Source organism: Actinomadura kijaniata (assembly GCF_014138665.1).
GTDB lineage: Bacteria > Actinomycetota > Actinomycetes > Streptosporangiales > Streptosporangiaceae > Spirillospora > Spirillospora kijaniata.
The window spans coordinates 241,959-259,826 of sequence record NZ_JACJIA010000004.1; the positions used below are offsets into that span (position 1 = coordinate 241,959).

Annotated in this window: 20 protein-coding genes; 12 read left to right on the top strand and 8 right to left on the bottom strand. The window is 74.5% G+C overall.

The window, feature by feature from the left end; translation table 11 throughout:
- Positions 1 to 22 precede the first annotated feature (22 nt).
- The gene (locus HNR61_RS17165; RefSeq protein WP_182844158.1) at positions 23 to 556 is read right to left on the bottom strand and encodes a hypothetical protein; all 534 of its coding nucleotides are present in this window, start codon (positions 554 to 556) and stop codon (positions 23 to 25) included.
- 44 nt (positions 557 to 600) lie between these two features.
- On the opposite strand from HNR61_RS17165, the gene HNR61_RS17170 reads away from it, so the two are divergent.
- On the top strand, positions 601 to 951 hold the full coding sequence (locus HNR61_RS17170; RefSeq protein WP_182844159.1) for a hypothetical protein: 351 nt from the start codon (positions 601 to 603) through the stop codon (positions 949 to 951).
- 3 nt (positions 952 to 954) lie between these two features.
- Here HNR61_RS17170 and HNR61_RS17175 read toward each other — a convergent pair whose 3' ends face one another.
- Entirely contained in the window at positions 955 to 1,431 is a 477-nt protein-coding gene (locus HNR61_RS17175) for a hypothetical protein (RefSeq protein ID WP_182844160.1), read from the bottom strand.
- An 11-nt stretch (positions 1,432 to 1,442) separates the two neighbouring features.
- Positions 1,443 to 1,964 (bottom strand): MauE/DoxX family redox-associated membrane protein, encoded by a 522-nt coding sequence (locus tag HNR61_RS17180; RefSeq protein ID WP_182844161.1) that lies wholly within the window; start codon positions 1,962 to 1,964, stop codon positions 1,443 to 1,445.
- Between the two features lie 182 nt (positions 1,965 to 2,146).
- Between HNR61_RS17180 and lanKC the strand changes: the two genes are divergently transcribed.
- From lanKC to HNR61_RS17205, 5 genes are all read left to right on the top strand, one after another.
- Positions 2,147 to 4,735, top strand: a complete 2,589-nt coding sequence (gene lanKC, locus HNR61_RS17185; RefSeq protein ID WP_182844162.1) for a class III lanthionine synthetase LanKC — start codon at positions 2,147 to 2,149, stop codon at positions 4,733 to 4,735.
- A gap of 9 nt (positions 4,736 to 4,744) precedes the next feature.
- Complete coding sequence (locus HNR61_RS17190) at positions 4,745 to 4,867, top strand: SapB/AmfS family lanthipeptide (protein WP_182844163.1); 123 nt, start codon at positions 4,745 to 4,747, stop codon at positions 4,865 to 4,867.
- A gap of 21 nt (positions 4,868 to 4,888) precedes the next feature.
- Complete coding sequence (locus HNR61_RS17195) at positions 4,889 to 5,023, top strand: SapB/AmfS family lanthipeptide (RefSeq protein WP_182844164.1); 135 nt, start codon at positions 4,889 to 4,891, stop codon at positions 5,021 to 5,023.
- A gap of 110 nt (positions 5,024 to 5,133) precedes the next feature.
- Positions 5,134 to 6,834 carry an ABC transporter ATP-binding protein gene (locus HNR61_RS17200; protein ID WP_182844165.1) on the top strand — a complete coding sequence of 567 codons (1,701 nt, stop codon included), beginning with the start codon at positions 5,134 to 5,136 and terminating at the stop codon, positions 6,832 to 6,834.
- Entirely contained in the window at positions 6,831 to 8,546 is a 1,716-nt protein-coding gene (locus HNR61_RS17205) for an ATP-binding cassette domain-containing protein (protein ID WP_220509454.1), read from the top strand. The genes HNR61_RS17200 and HNR61_RS17205 overlap by 4 nt, the downstream gene beginning before the upstream one ends.
- A gap of 4 nt (positions 8,547 to 8,550) precedes the next feature.
- Here HNR61_RS17205 and HNR61_RS17210 read toward each other — a convergent pair whose 3' ends face one another.
- Positions 8,551 to 8,826, bottom strand: a complete 276-nt coding sequence (locus tag HNR61_RS17210; RefSeq protein WP_182844166.1) for a DUF5313 family protein — start codon at positions 8,824 to 8,826, stop codon at positions 8,551 to 8,553.
- A gap of 114 nt (positions 8,827 to 8,940) precedes the next feature.
- Between HNR61_RS17210 and HNR61_RS17215 the strand changes: the two genes are divergently transcribed.
- Entirely contained in the window at positions 8,941 to 9,777 is an 837-nt protein-coding gene (locus HNR61_RS17215) for an NAD(P)H-binding protein (RefSeq protein WP_182844167.1), read from the top strand.
- Positions 9,778 to 9,785: 8 nt separating this feature from the next.
- On the opposite strand, the gene HNR61_RS17220 is transcribed toward HNR61_RS17215, so the two are convergent.
- Positions 9,786 to 10,145: an SRPBCC family protein gene (locus HNR61_RS17220; protein WP_182844168.1), complete on the bottom strand. Its 360-nt coding sequence runs from the start codon at positions 10,143 to 10,145 to the stop codon at positions 9,786 to 9,788.
- Positions 10,146 to 10,317: 172 nt separating this feature from the next.
- On the opposite strand from HNR61_RS17220, the gene HNR61_RS17225 reads away from it, so the two are divergent.
- The gene (locus HNR61_RS17225) at positions 10,318 to 11,823 is read left to right on the top strand and encodes a trypsin-like serine peptidase (protein WP_182844169.1); all 1,506 of its coding nucleotides are present in this window, start codon (positions 10,318 to 10,320) and stop codon (positions 11,821 to 11,823) included.
- On the opposite strand, the gene HNR61_RS17230 is transcribed toward HNR61_RS17225, so the two are convergent.
- Positions 11,820 to 12,395: a hypothetical protein gene (locus tag HNR61_RS17230; protein ID WP_182844170.1), complete on the bottom strand. Its 576-nt coding sequence runs from the start codon at positions 12,393 to 12,395 to the stop codon at positions 11,820 to 11,822. The genes HNR61_RS17225 and HNR61_RS17230 overlap by 4 nt on opposite strands.
- A 205-nt stretch (positions 12,396 to 12,600) precedes the next feature.
- Positions 12,601 to 13,242, bottom strand: a complete 642-nt coding sequence (locus tag HNR61_RS17235) for a hypothetical protein (RefSeq protein WP_182844171.1) — start codon at positions 13,240 to 13,242, stop codon at positions 12,601 to 12,603.
- A 207-nt stretch (positions 13,243 to 13,449) separates the two neighbouring features.
- Here HNR61_RS17235 and HNR61_RS47805 point away from each other — a divergent pair, with 207 nt between their 5' ends.
- Both HNR61_RS47805 and HNR61_RS47810 read left to right on the top strand, forming a co-directional pair.
- Complete coding sequence (locus HNR61_RS47805; protein WP_246442971.1) at positions 13,450 to 13,782, top strand: hypothetical protein; 333 nt, start codon at positions 13,450 to 13,452, stop codon at positions 13,780 to 13,782.
- Entirely contained in the window at positions 13,779 to 13,976 is a 198-nt protein-coding gene (locus HNR61_RS47810; protein WP_312897938.1) for a heme-binding protein, read from the top strand. The genes HNR61_RS47805 and HNR61_RS47810 overlap by 4 nt, the downstream gene beginning before the upstream one ends.
- 56 nt (positions 13,977 to 14,032) lie before the next feature.
- Here the strand turns inward: HNR61_RS47810 and HNR61_RS17245 are convergent, their stop codons facing one another.
- The gene (locus HNR61_RS17245; protein WP_182844173.1) at positions 14,033 to 15,592 is read right to left on the bottom strand and encodes an SMI1/KNR4 family protein; all 1,560 of its coding nucleotides are present in this window, start codon (positions 15,590 to 15,592) and stop codon (positions 14,033 to 14,035) included.
- Between the two features lie 354 nt (positions 15,593 to 15,946).
- Between HNR61_RS17245 and HNR61_RS49935 the strand changes: the two genes are divergently transcribed.
- Together HNR61_RS49935 and HNR61_RS17255 are read left to right on the top strand one after the other, a co-directional pair.
- Entirely contained in the window at positions 15,947 to 16,954 is a 1,008-nt protein-coding gene (locus HNR61_RS49935) for a winged helix-turn-helix domain-containing protein (protein WP_182844174.1), read from the top strand.
- Positions 16,955 to 17,033: 79 nt separating this feature from the next.
- Positions 17,034 to 17,798 carry an aminotransferase class IV gene (locus HNR61_RS17255; protein WP_182844175.1) on the top strand — a complete coding sequence of 255 codons (765 nt, stop codon included), beginning with the start codon at positions 17,034 to 17,036 and terminating at the stop codon, positions 17,796 to 17,798.
- Positions 17,799 to 17,868: the final 70 nt, after the last annotated feature.

Sequence of the window (17,868 nt, forward strand, 5' to 3'; positions counted from 1 at the left end):
CCCTCCCCCGGACGCCGAGAGGTCAGGACGGGAGGGTGGCGCGTAGGGCTGTTATGCACTTGAGGACTTCGGGGCGGTTGTCGGCCGCTTTGATCCAGGCGGGTAGGCGTTCCAGGAGGCTGCCTGAGCCTGTCCAGCCTCCTCGTTCGCGTAGGCGGGCGGCCACGTAGGCTTCCAGCAGGTCCAGGTGGCGTTGGTTGTAGGCCCACAGGACGTGGCCGCAGCATGGGCGTTGCAGCCACAGCGGCAGGTCGAAGTAGGGGTCGTTCGGGCCGGTGAGGTGGGGGACCAGCAGGGGGCCGCCGTGGGTGAAGTAGGGGTCTCCGTCGTCGCCGCGCTGCCAGCGGCGTGGCGTCCACTCGGCGGTGTGGCCGCACCCCGTGCAGCTCAGCCGGTGCGGCGCCGTCAGGAGGCCGATCACGTAGCGATGGCCTTCGCGGTGGTCGGGGTGAACGACCACGACGGCCCGTGCGTCGCAGCGGGGGCAGCGGACCAGGATCTCGTCGCCGAAGTTCCAGAGCCGCCACCCCGGGTCCTGGAAGCGCTCGTCGGTCATGCTTGATCTTTCCATGGCGGCCCCGGACGCAGGACAATGCCCGGGTGGGCAAGGATTCCTCTCGGATGGTCGGCGCGTCGCTCGGTGAGCTGCTGGCCTGGCTGGTCGATGGGGAGCCTCGGGTTCGGAGGTTGGCGGCCGCTTATCTTGGGGACCGGCTCGTCCAGGACTGCCGGGCGGGGCTTGAGGTCTCGTCGGTCGTGATGCCGCTGGTCGAGGCTCTGTCGCGGGAGACCGATCCCGTGGTGCAGGAGGAGATCGCTCACTCGCTCGGGTATCTGGTCGAGTACGGCACCGTTCCGCAGAGTATTGTCCGGCCGCTTCGGGAGTGTCTGCCGCGGCTTCACGCCGGGGCCGCCGAGCATGTCAACGACGTCCTTGGGGCGGTGCGGTGACGCTCAGTTCGGGGACGGGCTGGCGAGTTCCTGGAGCAGGTCCAGCGAGCGGACGGGTTCCGCGCGCCGGACCCTTCCGGCCTCGACCAGCACCGCGAACGGCGTGCCCGGCACCCGGTACTCGTTGAGCAGGGCCTGTTCGCCGGTGTGCACCGGGATGACGTTCCCGGCGCCCATCGGCAGCGGGTCGCCCGCGAAGACGGCCCGCATCGGGACGACGTCGCCGGTGGCGGCCAGGTCGAGGGCCTTCTCCAGTACCGCCGGGCAGCCTCCGCAGCCCGAGCTGAGGAACAGCAGCAGCGTCGGGCCGGACGGCGCGGGGGCGAGCCGGTCCAGGCCGGGGGCGCGGGACCCGGCCGGGAGGCCCAGTTCGGGAACGCGCGCCCGGAGCGACCGGACCTGCCGGTTCATCCTGAGCAGGAGCAGGGTGAGCACCAGGAGGACGGCCCAGACGAGGACGTCGGTCTCGACATGATCCATGGCGCCGCCCCCTAGTTCGCCGGGCGCGGCGCGGCGAGTGCGGGCAGCTCCCAGACCAGGGCGCCGAGGGTGGCTCCCGCCAGGACCGCGACCAGGAGGTCCGGCGCGTCCACGGACGCCGCGTGCGCCGCGCCGCCGGCGGCCACGGCGGCGACGGCCGCCAGCGCCACGGCCCTGAGCGGGACCCAGCCGGTCATGGGCGTTCCCGCCGCCGAGCACCCGCAGGGCACCGCGGCCTCGCTGGTGCGGGTGACGTGCCAGGTGTAGGCGCCGTAGCCCGCCATCAGCGCGGCCGCGCAGACCATCGCGGCCGTGAGGGCTCCGTCGTGCCCGCCCAGCAGGCCGAACGCGCCGAGCCCCGCCGGTACGGCTTCGATGACCGGCACCAGGACCGCCAGCGGGCGGACGAAGCGCTCCGGCACCGTCGCGTGCGCGCGCAGCGCGTCCCGCAGGACGAACGGTTTCAGCGCGTGCCCCGCCGCGCCCGAGATCAGCACGAGCGTCACCAGCGCGGCCGCGATCGCATAACCCATTCGTGTTCACCTCCATGAATCCCCTGGTCGGTGCCGACTATAACCCGCGGCCAAGTGACGGCGCGGAAACCCGTCGTGACGTATGCGCGATGACCAGGCCGTTTCGGCGACGGCCGAAGTGACTGGTTCGCGGGGCGTCCGGTGGCACACGATGGGGGTGCGCCGAAAGATTGGGGTAGTGGATGGATCTGCGGTACCACGCCTATGCGATGGCCGATCCCGTCTTTTATGACTCGCCGTCCAGCGACACCCGGGAGACCGACGGCTACTCCGACGACCTCCCCCTGCCGGACGGCTGGGAACGTCGGCGCGTGGGGGTCTGGGTGATGCAGGGCCACGACGGGTTGACCATGCCTGACCAGGGCTGGAAGATCCATGTGTCGGCCGGTCTGGACAACGCCTGGCCCGTCCTCGAACTGGTCGCCAAATACTGCGTCGAGCAGGAAATGCCTTTCAAGTTCCTGCGCAGCAGAAGGACGTTGCTGGCCCGCAGCAGCAAGTACGCCGAACGCGGCGGCAGCGGAAAGTTCATCACGATCTACCCCGCCGACGAAGGCGCTCTGGAAAAGACCCTCCATGAACTCGGTGGAATGCTGGAAGGGCAGCCCGGCCCCTATATCTTGAGCGATCTGCGCTGGCGTTCGGGGCCGCTGTTCGTGCGCTACGGCGCTTTCAAGGAGAAATTCTGCCGGGACGGGCGCGGCGAGATGGTGCCCGCGATCGCGCGCCCGGACGGCGTGCTGGTGCCCGACGCCAGGGACCCGGTGTTCCGGGTGCCCGCGTGGGTGGAGGTGCCCGGCTTCCTGCGGGAGGCCATCGACGCCCGGGAGAACGGGACCGTCGAGGACTTCCCCTACCGGATCGAGAAGGCGCTGCACTTCTCCAACGGCGGCGGCCTCTACCGCGCCGTGGACGAGCGCACCGGCCGCAGGGTCCTGGTGAAGGAGGCGCGGCCGATGGCGGGCCTGGACCGCGCCGAGGACGACGCCGTCGTCCGGCTCGAACGCGAGCACGGCCTGCTGCTCCGCCTCGCCGACCTGGACTGCATCCCCGACCTGGTCGAGTACCGGAGCTGGTGGGAGCACCGCTTCCTCGTGCGGGAGTACGTCGAGGGCGAGACCCTCACCCACCACATGGTGCGCCGCAACCCGATGCTGCACTACGGCGCGACGCCGCAGGAGGTCGCCGGCTACACCGAGTGGGCGCTCGGCGTCGTCGACCGGGTGGAGAGCGCGCTCGGCCGGCTGCACGAACGCGGCGTGGTCTTCGGCGACCTGCACCCCGGCAACATCATCGTCCGGGACGACGACTCCATCGTGTTCGTCGACTTCGAGCTGGTCGCCGAGGCGGAGGAGGCGACGCACCCGGCGCTCGGCGCGCCCGGCTACCAGGCCCCGCCCGACTACACCGGGTTCGCCATCGACCGCTACGCGCTCGGCTGCATCAGGCTCGCGGTCTTCACCTCCCTCACCGCGACGCTGCACTGGGACGACCGCAAGGTCGAGCAGTTCCTCGACGTGATCTGCGAGTCCTTCCCGCTGCCGCCGGACTACGCCGACCGGATCCGCCGCGACCTCGCCCGCCCGGCGCCGGCGGACGGCGCGCCGCCGATCTGGCGCGAGCCGACGCCCGCCACCTGGCCGGACACGCGGGCCGGGATCGCCGCCGCGATCCTCGACACGGCCACGCCCGAGCGCGCCGACCGGCTCTTCCCGGGCGACATCGAGCAGTTCGCGACCAGCGTCGGTGGGATCGGGTTCGGCCACGGCGCGGCGGGCGTGCTGTGGGCGCTGGCCGAGGCGGGCGCCGGCCGCTTCCCCGACCACGAGGACTGGGTGCGGGACGCCGTCGCCAGGGCGCAACGGCCGCCGCCCGGCTTCTACGACGGCGTCGCGGGCGTCGCCCACGTCCTGGACCGGCTCGGCCGCGCCGACGAGGCCCGCGAGCTCATGGAGCACGCGCCCGCCGCGACGGGGGCGACCGACAACAGCCTCTACCGGGGGCTGGCGGGCATCGGCCTCAACCAGCTCCACTTCGCCCGCGTCACGGGCGAGGCGTCGTTCGCCGCGGCGGCCGAGGAGACCGCCGGCCGGGTGGTCGCGAACCTGCGCCGCAAGACGGAGGGCGCCTACCGGGCGGGCCTGATGTACGGCTCCTCCGGCCCGGCCCTGTTCCTCGTCCGGATGTTCGAGGCGACGGGCGACGGCCACTGGCTGGACGAGGCCGAACGCGCCCTGCACCGCGAGCTGGACGCCTGCAAGTGGACGCAGAAGGACAGCACGCTCCAGGTCGACGAGGGCTGGCGGGTCCTTCCGTACGTCGCCACCGGCAGCGTGGGCATCGGCATCGCGCTGCACGAGTTCCTGCGGCACCGCCCGGCGCCGCGCTTCACCGAGGCGCAGGAGGGGATCCGGAGGGCGGCGGCTCCCGCGTACTTCGTGCAGAGCGGCCTGCTCAACGGACGGTCCGGCATCCTCGCCTACCTGCTGCACGTCGGGGCCGGCCGGGAGGACCCGGTCGTCCGGACGCACCTGCGCAACCTCGGCTGGCACGCCGTCCCGTACCCCGGCCGGGGCGAGGACGCCCCGGCGCCCGGCGCGCGGCGGACCGCGTTCATCGGGGACCAGCTGCTGCGCCTGTCCATGGACCTCGCCACGGGCTCCGCCGGGGTCCTGGCCACGGTCGAGGCGGCCCTGGGCGGCCACCCCCTGAGACTCCCCTTCCTCCATCCGGAGGAAGGGGCGAGCACGCGACCCCGGGGGAGGAGGTGAACATCCACCATGGCATCCATCCTTGAGCTCCAGGACCTGGAGGTCGAGCGCGCCAGCTCGGCCGCCGACAGCAACGCCAGCGTCTGGGAGTGCTGCAGCACGGGCAGCTGGGTTCCCTTCACCTGCTGCTGACGCCCGCACACCGTTCCACCGATGAGAGGTGACAGTCCCATGGCGTCGATCCTGGAACTCCAGAACCTGGACGTCGAGCACGCCCGCGGCGAGAACCGCTCCGACTGGAGCCTGTGGGAGTGCTGTAGCACGGGAAGCCTGTTCGCCTGCTGCTGAACAGCGCTGACCGAGGCCGCCGAAGCGGCACCCATGTGAAACGACCGCCCGGGGCGGTGGGGACTCCCACCGCCCCGGGCGGACCACCATCAGCGAGGAGCACGACAGGAATGCACGCCGACCGGCTGCTCGTCCAGGCGCTGCGCGCCGGCCCCGGGTGGACGGCCCTCCTGGTCGCCGCGACGCTGCTGAACGCGGTGTGCGCGCTCGCCCTGCCCGCCGCGATCGGCGCGGTCACCGACGCGGTGCTCGCCCGCGACGCGGGCCGCGGCGCCGGGGCCCCGCTGGGCTGGCTGGCGGCGGCGCTCGGCGGCGTGGCGCTGGGCACGGCGCTGTCCCGGCTCGCCGAGGTGTACTGCGGCACGGCCGCGACCAGGGAGCTGCGGACGCGCCTGGTCACGCACGTGCTGGCCCTCGGGGTGCCGGGGACGCGCGCGTTCACGCCCGGCGACCTGGCCAGCCGCGCCGTCACCGGCGCGCCGCAGGCCGGCGCGGTCGCGCGGTCGGTGGTCAGCGCGGTCGCGGGGCTGCTGATGTCGGTCGGCGGCGTGGTCGCGCTGTGGCTGATCGACTGGCGGCTGGTGGCGGCGGTGGGCGGCGCGGTCCCGATCGGGCTGCTGCTCATGCGCGTCTTCGTCCGGGACGCCTCCGACCTGGTCACCGAGTACCAGGAGGCGCAGGGCGAGATCGCCGCGCGGATGACCGACGCGCTCACCGGCATCCGCACCATCCGCGCCGCCGGGACCTGGCGGCGCGAGGCCGACCGGGTCCTGGCCCCGCTGCCGGGCCTGTCGGACTCCGGGCGGCGGCTCTGGCACGCCTACGGGCGGATGCAGGGGCAGGGCCGCCTGATCGTCCCGCTGGCCGAGATCGCGGCGCTGGCCGTCGCCGGGCGGGGCGTCCTGACCGGTCGGCTGTCGGCGGGGGAGATGCTCGCGGCGGCGGGCTACGCCCCGATGGCGCTGGGCCTGGTCGGCCAGATCCCCCTGCTGCTGGCCCTGGCGCGGCTGCGGGCGGGGGCGCGCCGCCTGGCCGAGGTGCTGTCGGTCCCCGCCCCCGGCGGCGGCGACCGCGCGCTGCCGCCCGGCCCCGGCGCGCTGGTCCTGCGCGGGGTGACCGTGCGGACGCCGGACGGGCCGCTGCTCGACGCGGTCGACCTGACCGTCCCGCCCGGCCGGACGGTGGCGGTGGTCGGCCGGTCCGGCGCGGGCAAGACGACGCTCGCCGCCGTGGCCGGGCGCCTCCTCGACCCCGACGAGGGGCGGGTGCTCCTGGACGGGGTCCCGCTGCGCGAGCTCGCGCCCGCCGCGCTGCGCGCGCAGGTCGCCTACGCCTTCGAACGCCCCGACCTCCAGGGGACCACGATCGCCGACGCCATCGCCTACGGCTGCCCGTCCGCGCCGCCCCGCGCGGTCGAACGGGCGGCCGCGCTCGCGCGGGCGGACGGCTTCGTCCGGCTGCTCCCGGCGGGCTTCGACACGCCCGTCGCGGACACGCCCCTGTCCGGCGGGGAACGGCAGCGGCTCGGGCTGGCCCGGGCCTTCGTCCGGAACGCCCGCCTGATCATCCTCGACGACGCGACCTCCAGCCTCGACTCGGTGACCGAGGCGCAGGTGGCGGCCGCGCTCGCGGAGGCCGCCGCGACCCGCACCCGGCTGGTGGTCGCGCACCGCGCCGGGACCGCCGCGCGCGCCGACCTGGTCCTGTGGCTGGACTCCGGCCGGGTGCGCGCGCTCCGCCCGCACCGCGAGCTGTGGGCCGATCCGGACTACCGGGCGATGTTCGAGCCGGCGCCGGCGGAGCGCGCGTGACGGGGGGCGCGGCGCGCTGGTTCGCCGCCCAGCTGCGGACCGAACGGCGCGGCCTGGCCGGGGTGCTGGCGTGGTCGGTCGCGGCGGCGCTCCCGGCGCTGGTGTCCGGACGGCTGATCGCGCTCGCCGTCGACCAGGGCTTCCTGCGCGGACGCGGCACGGTCGGCCTGGCGTGGCTGGGGGCGCTCGCGGCGGCGACGGCGGTCGGCGCGCTGGGCGCGCGGCAGATCCCGCGCGCGCTCGGCGGGGCCCTGGAGCCGGTGCGCGACCGGCTCGTCCGCCGGATCGTGGCCGGCGCGCTGCGCCGCGCGCTGGCCGGCCGGCCCGATCCGGGCGTGGTCGCGAAGCTGACCGAGCAGACCGAGACCGTCCGGGACACCGGCGCGGGGCTGCTGCTCGGGATGCAGCAGGTCGGCATGGCGGTGGTCGCGGCCGCGATCGGGCTGCTGCTGCTCGCGCCCGTCACGGCGCTGCTGGTCCTCCCGCCGGTGCTGGCGGCGCTGCTGCTGCTCTCCCGGCTGCTGCCGGAGCTGATGGCGCGGCACCGGGCCCTGCTGGCGGCCGAGGACCGCGTCGCGGCGACCGTCGGCGGCCTGACCGCGGCGGTGCGCGACGTGGTCGCGTGCGGGGCCGGGCCCCGGGCCGGGGCCGAGGCGGCGGCGGTCTTCGCCGAGCAGGCCGCGGCCGAACGCGCCGTCGCCCGCGCCGACGCGCTGCGCACCGCGCTCGGCATCGTCGGCGGCCAGCTGTCGCTGGTCGTCCTGCTGGCCGCCGCGCCCTGGCTGGTGGCCTCCGGGCGGCTCAGCCCCGGCGAGGTGCTCGGCGCGCTCACCTACGTGACGACCGGCCTGCAACCGGCGCTGCGCGCGGCCGTGCAGAGCACCGGGGGTTCCGGCGTGCGGCTGGCGGTGACCCTGCAACGCCTCCTGGACGGCTCCGCGGACGAACCCGACCCCGCGCCCGCCGGAGGGCGCGTCCCGGGCCGCCTCGACCTGTCGGTGGAGGGGCTCACGTTCGCCTACGGCGCCGGTGCCGAACCGGTCGTGCGCGACCTGGACCTGACCGTGCCGCACGGGACGCACCTGGCCGTCGTCGGCCCCAGCGGGATCGGCAAGTCGACCCTGGCCGACCTGCTCACCGGGGTCGCCGTCCCGCAGGCGGGCCGGGTCCGCGTCGGCGGCGTGCCGCTCGCCGAGACCGATCCCGCCTGGAGGCGCCGGTCGGTCGCGATCATCCCGCAGGAGGCGTACGTCTTCAGCGGCACGCTCGCCGAGAACCTCGCCTACCTGCGCCCGGACGCCGCCGAGGCCGAGCTCGACGCCGCCGTCGCCGCGCTGGGCCTGGCGCCGCTGCGCGCCCGGCTCGGCGGGTACGGGGCCGCGCTCGGGCCGCGTTCGGGCCTGACGCCGGGGGAGCGGCAGCTCGTCGCGCTCGCCCGCGTCTGGCTCAGCCCCGCGCGGATCGTGGTGCTGGACGAGGCGACCTGCCACCTCGACCCCGCCGCCGAGGCCCGCGTGGAGCACGCCTTCCGGGACCGGCCCGGCACCCTGGTCGTCATCGCGCACCGGCTCAGCTCGGCGCGCCGCGCCGACCGCGTCCTGGTGATGGACGGGACCCGCCCCCGGCTGGGCACCCACGGGGAACTCCTCCGGGACTCCCCGCTCTACGCCGACCTGGTCGGGGCCTGGACCGTTCACCCCGCGGCGCGGTAGCCGCTCAGCCGGGCGGTTCGAGCCCGTGCTGCCGCAGCCGCGCCCGCCGCAGGTCGTCGGCGCTGATCATCACCGTCAGCGTGCTCGCCACCAGCACCAGCAGCGCGACCGCCACGCGCGCCCACCCTTCGGCGGGCAGCGCCGCGAACGCCGCGCAGACCGGCGCCATCAGCCCCAGGTGCCGGAGCAGGATCCGCCCGCGCCATCCGGCGTCGGTGAGGTCGTGCCGCACCCACTCCCGGTTCTGCGGCGGCAACCGGAAGCCGAGCGCGTAACGCACCCTTCCCCCCACTCCCGGATCCCCGGGCAGCCGACCCATACCGCTCCCCTTCCCCGACCGGAGGCCCCCGCGCTTAGGACATGAAGCGTCCTAACGCCCGGTTACCTTCCCCGCATGACCCACACCAGCGACACCTTCCTCGTGACCGGCGCCACCGGGACCGTCGGCCGCCAGATCGTCCGTGAGCTCCTCGAACGCGGCCACGCCGTCCGCGCGCTGACCCGCGACCCCGCGAACGCCTCCCTTCCCGGGGGCGTCGAGGCCGTCCGGGGCGACCTGACCGACCCCGCGAGCCTGGCGCCCGCCCTCGACGGCGCCGCCGGGCTCCACCTGATCACCTTCGGCGGCGGCTACGAGCCGCTGGAGACCGGCCCGGAGATCGTCGAGCTGGCCCGCGGGGCGGGCGTGCGCCGGGTCACCGTCCTCAACGGCGGCGGCCCCACCCCGCTCCAGGACGCGGTCCGCGCGAGCGACCTGGAGTGGACCGTGGTGGCGCCGGTCGAGTTCATGGCCAACGCGCTGGACTGGGCCGAGTCCGTCCGCACCGAGGACACCGTGCGCGCGGCGTTCGTCGACCGCCACAGCGCCATGGTCCACGAGGCCGACATCGGCGCGGTCGCCGCGACGGCCCTCACCGCCCCCGGCCACGCGGGCGAGGAGTACGTGGTCACCGGCCCGCAGGCCCTGACCGTCCGCGACCAGGTCGTGGCCGTCGCCGCCGCCCGGGGCCGCGAGATCCGCCTCGTCGAGCTGAGCGAGGACGAGGCCGTGGCCCGGTGGCGCGCGGAGGGCCACGACGAGGAGACGATCGCCTGGTTCGTCGAGACCCTCAAGAACACCCCGCCGGTCGGCCGCACGGTCGTCGACACCGTCGAACGCGTCACCGGCCGCCCGGCCCGCACCTTCGCCCGGTGGGCCGCCGAGAACGCCTCGGCGTTCACCGCCTCCTGACCAGGCGGTCAGTCCCGCGCCGCGGCCTCGATCGCCCGCTTCATCTCCACCGCGCCGCGTTCGACGCGGATCCGGATCTCGGCGGCGAGCGCGTGGGGCAGCACGTCGGTGGTCCAGATCAGGCGCCCCGCCCGCGCGCCCTCGACCACCGCGTAGGCCAGGCGGTGCGCCTCGTCGTCGACGTCGAGGATCAGTTCGCGGATCACGCGCCCGTCGGGAAAGGCCAGGAACCGCTGGTCGCCCTCGATCCGGGTCCCGGCGACACGGCCGGGCAGCAGCCGCTCGTGCACGGCGCCGACGTCGCGCAGCACGTCCCAGACGTGCCCGGGGGACGCGTCGATCACGATCCCGTGGCGGATGGAGGCCAAGACGCCGGGGCTCCTCTCGGGCGGAACGGATCACCGGCGCCCAACCCAGCCGCAAGTGTCCGGCTCCGGACCGGAGGTGGAAGATCACCCGAAACCTGTGGAGACCGCCCTTGGACGGCGCCGGAGCACCTAAAGTGATCTTGTCTTGTGAACCAAGAGGAAGACGGTGCGCATGCGTTCATCTCTCGGGCTGGCCTGCGGGCTGGCGATGGCCGCGGTCCTGCTGCCCGCCCCCGCGTACGCCGCCGAGCCGTCGGCGCAGGTCATCGAGGCCGCGACGGGGGTCAAGGGGGTCGTGCGGCCCTCCGGCGGCGGCGCGGAGGAGGTCGGGGCGGTCACGACGCGTGACAAGGTGTGGGGCTCGACGACGACGGTGCGGATCCCCCGGGACGCCCGGCGCGGGGTGGCCGTCGCCGACAGCGGTTCGGGCTCGGTGGTGCTGGGGCTGCCGGGCGGCGGCCGTCCCACCGTCAGCGCGAAGGGGACGGTCGTCTACCCCGGGCCCGGGTTCCGGACGGCGGTGCAGACCACGACCGACGGGACCGTGCGAGGCCTGGTCGAGGCCAAGGGGCCGGGGACGTTCCGGTTCCCGCTGACGGTCCCGCGGGGCGCCCGGCTCACGCGGAACGCCGACGGCAGCCTCGACGTCATGCGGGCAGGGACGCCCGTCGGTCACATCGACGCGCCCTGGGCCAGGAGCGCCGGGGGCGGGAAGGTCCCCGCCTCGTTCGGGGTCGAGGGCGCCACCGTCGTGCTGAACCTCGGCCGGGGCGGCGCGTCCCCGGTCGTGGCGGGCCTGGCCTACCACGCGGCTCCCGGCAAGGGCGGCTACCGGGGCGCGGCGACCATCGACGCCACGAAGAGGACCAGGACCTGGACCGGGAAGGAGATGCGGCAGGCCCAGCCGCTCGACGCGCCCGAGGTCGCCCCCGGCCGGACCGACCGCTCCGGGACCGGGCGGACGGCGCCCGCGACCGCCGCCGCCACCGACCCCGCCGTGGGCGCGATGTTCTTCAGCTTCCTGGGCATCAAGAAGCGCTGCACGGCCACGATCGTCCACCGCAACCTGATCGCGACGGCGGCCCACTGCATCCAGCAGGGCGGCGTCATCTTCAACCAGTGGACCTTCGCCCCGCAGTACGACAACGGCGCCACCCCCTACGGCTCGTGGAAGATCAAGACGATCTACTACGACCAGCGGTGGGGCAAGCTGAACAACAACCCCGACTTCGACTACGCGTTCATCTCCCTGCAACCGCGGAACGGCAAGTACGTCGGGGACGTGGTGCCGTGGGGCCGCGCGGACATCACCGACCTGTCGTGGCGCGGCGCCTGCTCGGGCGACAACTGCCCGGAGATCCCCACCCACGTCACCGGATACCCCAAGAACCGCACCACCCCTCTGGAGTGCTTCACCCGGAGCCGCCTGGTCTACATCTCCGAGAACGGTGAGAAGGGGAGCTACTACTACACCTTCCCGTGCAAGGGCTACGCCGAGGGCGTCAGCGGCACGGCCCTGGTCGGGCAGTTCCCCGAGCAGGGCCACCCCGGCTACGAGGTCATCTTCGGCGTGCTGGGCGGGTACCAGGGAGGCGGCGACACCGACGACGTCTCGTACGCCTCGTACTGGGTCGACGGCAAGGTGCTGTTCGACGACGCAAAGAGCAAGGCCGTCTAGGTCCTGGGGGCCGGACGCCGAGGGTCCCGCGAGCCGACGGCTCGCGGGACCCTCGTCCGTCCACGGGCCATGGCACCATCGACCGACGGGACCGTGCCGAGGAGGTACCGCTGAACGACGCGCCCACCGGACACAGCGCCGGGCTCCACGAACTGGCGGCGATCCTCGCCGACGCCGCCCGCCATCTCGCCTCCGCCGACCGCGCCATCGACCGGGCCCTGCGCGAGCGCACCCGCGCCGTCGGCCTCATCCGCCCCCGGGTCCGCGCCGCCGCCCGCGCCCGCGCCCGCCTCCGCGCCGTCGACCGGGCACTCGACCGCGCCCCGGGCCTCGTCCCGGCCGGGTCCGGCGACCCGCCCTTCGACGCCGCCCTCCTCTCCTTCCGCGTCGACGCCCTCGCCCGCGCGCTCTGCTCCGTCCCCTCCTACGAGCTCCCCGCCGACCGTTCGGAGATCCGCGGCTGGATCCGCCTGCTCGGCCGGGCGCTGGGCCTGGACATCGGTCTCGTCCCCCGCGTCGGACCCGACGGCGTCCGCGGCCTCCAGGGCGATCTCGCCGAGGCGGTGCAGCACGCGCGGGCCCGCGTGGAGGCGCTGCTGAACGCCCGGGACGAGCCCGGCCGCGAGGACGGGGAGAACGACACCGCCGGGTAGGAGGCGCGAACGTGACCCGCCGTTCGCCATGCCGGTGGCCGAGGGGGCGGCGGCCGGTAGGCCCCCGCCGGTTCCCCGTCGGGGGCCTACCGCCTGTCCAGGCCCTGGCCGGGCGCGGCTCAGGCTAGGTCAGGGCCTTGGCCATGTTCGAGGCGAACTTCTCCCATGTGCTGTGGGCGCCGGTCCTGTTCGCCCAGTCCGGGACCGACGGGTTGGCCACGTAGGCGTAGACGTGCAGGCGCAGGACCTTCTTCTTGTCCTGGTACCAGCGGAAGTAGACCGTGGAGCCCTTGCCGTCGAAGTGCCCCTTCTGCGCGACGAAGTACCAGCCGTACTTTCCCCGGGGGTAGAACTTGACCGGGGCGTTGCACACCTTCTTGAACCAGCAGGCCTTGAGCGGCAGCTTCTGCCCCCTCTTGGGGTACTTCTTCGGCGCGCCCGAAACCGGGAAGGTGCAGTTGAAGCAGCTCTTCAGCTTCTTCATCGCCTTGGACGGGTGCTTTTTGGCGACCGTGTACGTGATGCACCTGAAGGTGGAAGGAAAGCAGTGGCCCGCCGTGAAGGTGTAGCTGTAGAGCTTGCGCAGCTTCTTCGCCTTGACTTCGGTCGCCACGGAAGCCGGTGTCGGGGCGGCGGCAGGCGCCGCCTGCGCGATCGCAGGGGTGACCGGCTTCCGTGCCTGGGCGGCGGCGCCCGTGCCGGGGGTGGCGAGCACCAGCGCGCCGGAGGCGACGGTCGCCACCAAGACCTTTCTCAAAAGGCTCATGCAACCTTCCTTACGAGGGGAGTCTTCTTTCCGGGAGGGAGAGCGTCGGGACCGGACCGTTCGACGTGACCCGAGCCTCCCCGCACCTGGTTGGGAACAGGTTGGAATCCGGTTGGAGAGCCGCCGGCCGGTGGGTCGGATACCTCGGGACATGGGGAAAACGGCACGGGCTGATCACGCCCATTCTCGATATTCCAGGGGGAATCGGTGCTGCCCGGATCCACGGCCGGCGCGGCCGCCGTGCTGTGCGCCGTCATGGTGGGACCCGTGCTCACGACGGGGAACGCCGCCGCCCACACCCGGCAGGCCGCCCGGACCGTCCAGACCGCCCAAGCCGTCCGGGCTCCGTACGACCGGGTGCTGTCGAACCCGTCGCTCGCCCGCGCCACCAGGGCGTTCGTCAGGGCGGCGGCGCGGCGGCGGCAGCGGGTGACGAGGGTCGTCACGGAGCGGTCCGGAACGATCCGGCTGGTCGTGCGCACCCGCCAGCGGGGCCGCAGACCTACGAGCCGGCCAAGCGCAAGGCCTACACCGCCGTGACGTTCGGTCGGCCCACCAGCCGGCTCGTCGGCAACGCCACCATCAGGCAGCTACCCGGCACCCTGGCGCTGCCCGGCGGCGTCCCGGTCAAGCGCCGCGGCTTCCGGGTCGCGTGCATCGGGGTGGGCGGCGCCCCCGACGGCCGGATCGACGAGGCGATCGCCCGCACGGTCCGGGCGGCCCTGCGCGGCTGACCCTGCGCGGCTGACCCTGCGCGGCTGACCCTCGCGGCACATCCCGGCCGGGCCGGTCAGCCGGTCCGGCCGTCCAGAGGCGACCACCCGCCGGTGCGGCGGAGGGGAGGGAAGCCCGTCACGGACGTCCAGCCGGTGCGGGGCGGCCACTGCCCCCGGGGCGGCTCCGGGTGGACGCCGACGACGGCCAGCGGCGGCAGGTCGTCCCGGTGCCACAGCTCGCGCCACTGGTCGCGGGTCACCACCAGGTGGCGGAGCCCGGACAGGTCGGCGATCGTGGCGAGATCGACGGTCGCGGACGAGACGTCCAGCGCCCACAGGCGGGGAACGGCGCGCAGCGGGGCCAGGTCGACGGGGGTCCCGGACGCGACCGTCAGCGAACGCAGCCCGGCGTGGTCGGCCAACGGCGCCAGATCGACCGACTCCAGTTCGAGTTCCAGGACCTCGACCGGCAGGGCGCGCAGCGGGGCCAGGTCAGGGCGGCCGGGACCGGACAGGACCGCCTTGCGTACGTTGGGCAGCGCCTTGAGGAAGCCGAGGTCCTCCACATCGGTCACCCGGAGGTCCTGGACGCGGGGACGGACCTGGAACGCGTCGATGCTCCGCGCGTCGGTGTACAGGGTGCGCGCGTCCTCCACCTTCCTCTGGGAGGGCAGGTCGGGCTCGCTCCTGAGGTCGTCGCCACGGCGCGTGTGGTCCCCCCGCTCCAGCGCCTCCACGAGCCGCCGCAGGAACGTGGTGACCGAGTCGGCGACGTACAGGGGCGCTTTCCGGAAGCCGACGCCGATCTTGATGACCTGTCCGGGACGCCCGCCGGCGGCGGGGTCCATGTCCACGGCGAGCCAGTTGCCGCCGGTGTCGTGCGCGAACCGGATCCACCCGGGCCGCAGGAGCGAGCGCCGCACGGTATGCGCGGGAACGGCGTCGAGCACGGGCGCGCGTTGCGGCTCGTGCTCCCATTCCCGGTCGGCCCACTCGTCGTCCTCCTCGCCCACCTCCCCGGCGCGGATCCAGGGCTTCCGGTCGAACAGCGGGGTGACGAGGGTGCCGTCGCCGTCGGCGACGCGGTAGAGGGCGCGCAGGTCGGCGGGCAGGGCGACACCGAGCCTGTCCTCCAGGTCGTCCAGCTCCGCGTCGTCGGCGGGCGGCGGCAGCCGTTCCTCGTGGCCGAGGATCTCCGCGCGCCGCCGCATGAGCTCGCGCAGGAGCCGCACCGCCTCCCGCGGATCGCCGGCCGGGGCGGCGGACGCCGGGGCGTCCTGCTCGTCGCCCCGGTCGGGCGGAACGAAGTCCTCGTCGCAGACGTAGAGGGTCGGCCGCTCGTGCTCGACGGGCTCGGCGGGCTCGCCGACGGTCGCCTCGAACCGGCCCGCCGCCTCCACGTCGAGCACCAGGTGCACCGGCCTGCGGCCCACGAGCCTGACGACGTCCAGGGCCCGGTCCGACAGGTCGAGCGCGACGCGGCGGCTCTCGCCGCCGGCGAGCGTGAAGGAGGGTTCGCCGTGAACGGCGCCGTCGTCGCGGACGTGCCAGCGCAGGCGCGCGCGTTCCCAGCCGGGGGGTGCGGCGGCGGCGATCCGCGCCGCGAGTTCGTCCAGGACGGGGGGAGCTGTCATGCTGCCGCAACCTAGCGGACGACTCCGACACCGCCCGCCCGGTGGGCACGGGCATGGTAAAGGAATTTTGAACCTCTTCGGCTGTCCTGGAGGACCAAGGAAAAGGGGGAACGGGAACCCGGCGTGTCCTGGTATCCCTTTCTGACTGGTCGGTCATTGTCCGCGGGAAAACGCGTGCCCCCGGCGAAGGCGGTCACGCTCAGCGATCAACTCGCGCCTTGACGGACGGCCAATCCGATATTTAGAAATGACTATGTAATGCGCTCTGTCGAGAGTGACGAGAACTGCTCTTGGTGAGCTTTCGTTCACCGGCGCGAACGCTGTCGGTCGGTGACGCTCCGCGCGGGGGATCATGTGCTCAGCATTCACTTCACGGCGGACGACCTTGCCCGGATCCGGGTGTCGGGCGCCCGCCCGGCATGGGAGACGGTCCTCAGCGCGCGGTCGCTGCGCGACCGTGCGCGCCACCCCGTGCTGGGGAGCTGGCGTGCGCGGACGCTGGAGGTGATGCCGGCCGCCAGCCGGATGCTGCTCGCGCTGTGCCCGCCCGCCGGAAGATTCGCGGAATTCCTCATATCCGAGAGGGGCGCGCGCGAATGGGAGGGGGATCTCGACGCGATCCTGGGGACCCCGCCGGACCGGATCAGGAATGATCTTGTCGGGCTCGCGTGGCGGGGCCGCCCGCCCGAATGGGCCGCCGCCCTCGCGGCCGGGGAGGGAAAGGCGCTGCACGCCCTCGGCCGGGCGCTGCGCGATTACCACCGGATCGGAATAGCGCCCTATTGGGAGGAAATTCAGGCGCGGGTGGAAGTCGACCGCGCTTTCCGGCTCCGCGTCCTCGCCGACGGCGGGGTGGAGCAGCTGCTGGCCACGCTCGACACGGCCGTCCGGTGGGACTCGGGGACCCTGGAGCTGCCGCAGGCCGGTGAGCGGCGCGTGCGGCTGGACGGGCGGGGCGTCGTGCTGGCCCCCTCGGTCTTCTGCGGCCGCCAGGCGGTGATCAGGGAACGGTCCGACCGGCCGCCGGTGCTGTTCTTCCCGGTCGTGATGGGGTTCGGCAGGCCGCTCGCGGTGACGGGCGGGGACGACCGCCGGCCGGACGCCCTGTCGGCGCTCCTGGGGCGGACGCGCGCCGCCGCCCTGCAGGAGGCGGCCGACGGCACGACCACCACGGAGCTGGCCCGCCGGCTGGAGGTGGGCCTGTCCACGGCCAGCGAGCACGTGAAGGTGCTGCGCGAGGCCGGGCTGATCGCGACGGGCCGGATGGGGCGCGAGGCGGTGCACACGGTGACGCCGCTGGGGGCGGCGCTGTCGCGCACCGGGTGCTGCGCGCGGCCGTCGGTCCCCGACCCCGGCCGGTGAGCCCCGCGGGCCGGGCGCCCGCGCGGACCTGCCGGGCGGGGCGCGCGCGGCGCGCGCGGCGCGCGTCAGACTGTCGGGCATGGCGGAACTGGACGGGGAACCGGTCGGGGTCGAGCAGCTCGCGGCGTTGGCGCTGGTCAACTACGGGCACTTCACCACGATGCGGGTCGAGGGCGGGGGCGTGCGCGGGCTCGCGCTCCATCTGGACCGGCTCACGCGCGACTGCCGGGCGCTGTTCGGCGTCGAGCCGGACGTCGAGCGGGTGCGGCGCCTCGCGCGGCGGGCCGCCGCCGGAGCCGCCGCGCCCGTCGTCGTCCGGGTCACCCTCTTCGACCCCGGCCTGGACATCGGGCGGCCCGTGAGCAACGGCGAGCCCCGCGTGCTCGTCACCGCGCGGGCCGCCGGGGAGCGGCCGGTGCCGGGGATGAGGGTCGGGACCGTCCGGTACGCGCGGGACCTGCCCGCGGTCAAGCACGTGGGGCTGTTCGGGGCCGTGCGGCGGCGGAGGGACGCGCAGGCCGAGGGGTTCGACGACGCGCTGTTCGTGGACGCCGGCGCGTCCGTCACCGAGGGGACCACCTGGAACGTCGGCTTCTTCGACGGGCGGCGGGTCGTGTGGCCCGACGCCGAGGTGCTGCCCGGGGTGACGATGCGGCTGCTGCGGGGGAGCGTCCGGCCGGTGGGGGTCGCCGACCTCGCCGGGATGGAGGCCGCGTTCGCCACCAACGCGGCCGTGGGGGTGCGGGCGATCACCGCCGTGGACGGGCGGGCGTTCCCCGCCGACCATCCCGTGCTCGACGCGCTGCGCCGGGAGTACGCGGCGGTCCCGCTCGACCCGCTCTGACCCCGCCGGAGGCCCGAAAAGTGGGAGTGTGACCGGCTTCTCATCGACGTTCGGCCTGGTCAGGGTTCGT

What these genes read in the sequence shown, in the direction of transcription:
- HNR61_RS17165 (WP_182844158.1), bottom strand. Translation starts at nt 556, where the DNA reads ATGACCGACGAGCGCTTCCAGGACCCGGGGTGGCGGCTCTGGAACTTC.
- HNR61_RS17175 (WP_182844160.1), bottom strand. Translation starts at nt 1,431, where the DNA reads ATGGATCATGTCGAGACCGACGTCCTCGTCTGGGCCGTCCTCCTGGTG.
- HNR61_RS17180 (WP_182844161.1), bottom strand. Translation starts at nt 1,964, where the DNA reads ATGGGTTATGCGATCGCGGCCGCGCTGGTGACGCTCGTGCTGATCTCG.
- lanKC (WP_182844162.1), top strand. Translation starts at nt 2,147, where the DNA reads ATGGATCTGCGGTACCACGCCTATGCGATGGCCGATCCCGTCTTTTAT.
- HNR61_RS17190 (WP_182844163.1), top strand. Translation starts at nt 4,745, where the DNA reads ATGGCATCCATCCTTGAGCTCCAGGACCTGGAGGTCGAGCGCGCCAGC.
- HNR61_RS17195 (WP_182844164.1), top strand. Translation starts at nt 4,889, where the DNA reads ATGAGAGGTGACAGTCCCATGGCGTCGATCCTGGAACTCCAGAACCTG.
- HNR61_RS17200 (WP_182844165.1), top strand. Translation starts at nt 5,134, where the DNA reads ATGCACGCCGACCGGCTGCTCGTCCAGGCGCTGCGCGCCGGCCCCGGG.
- HNR61_RS17215 (WP_182844167.1), top strand. Translation starts at nt 8,941, where the DNA reads ATGACCCACACCAGCGACACCTTCCTCGTGACCGGCGCCACCGGGACC.
- HNR61_RS17225 (WP_182844169.1), top strand. Translation starts at nt 10,318, where the DNA reads ATGCGTTCATCTCTCGGGCTGGCCTGCGGGCTGGCGATGGCCGCGGTC.
- HNR61_RS17235 (WP_182844171.1), bottom strand. Translation starts at nt 13,242, where the DNA reads ATGAGCCTTTTGAGAAAGGTCTTGGTGGCGACCGTCGCCTCCGGCGCG.
- HNR61_RS17245 (WP_182844173.1), bottom strand. Translation starts at nt 15,592, where the DNA reads ATGACAGCTCCCCCCGTCCTGGACGAACTCGCGGCGCGGATCGCCGCC.
- HNR61_RS17255 (WP_182844175.1), top strand. Translation starts at nt 17,034, where the DNA reads ATGGCGGAACTGGACGGGGAACCGGTCGGGGTCGAGCAGCTCGCGGCG.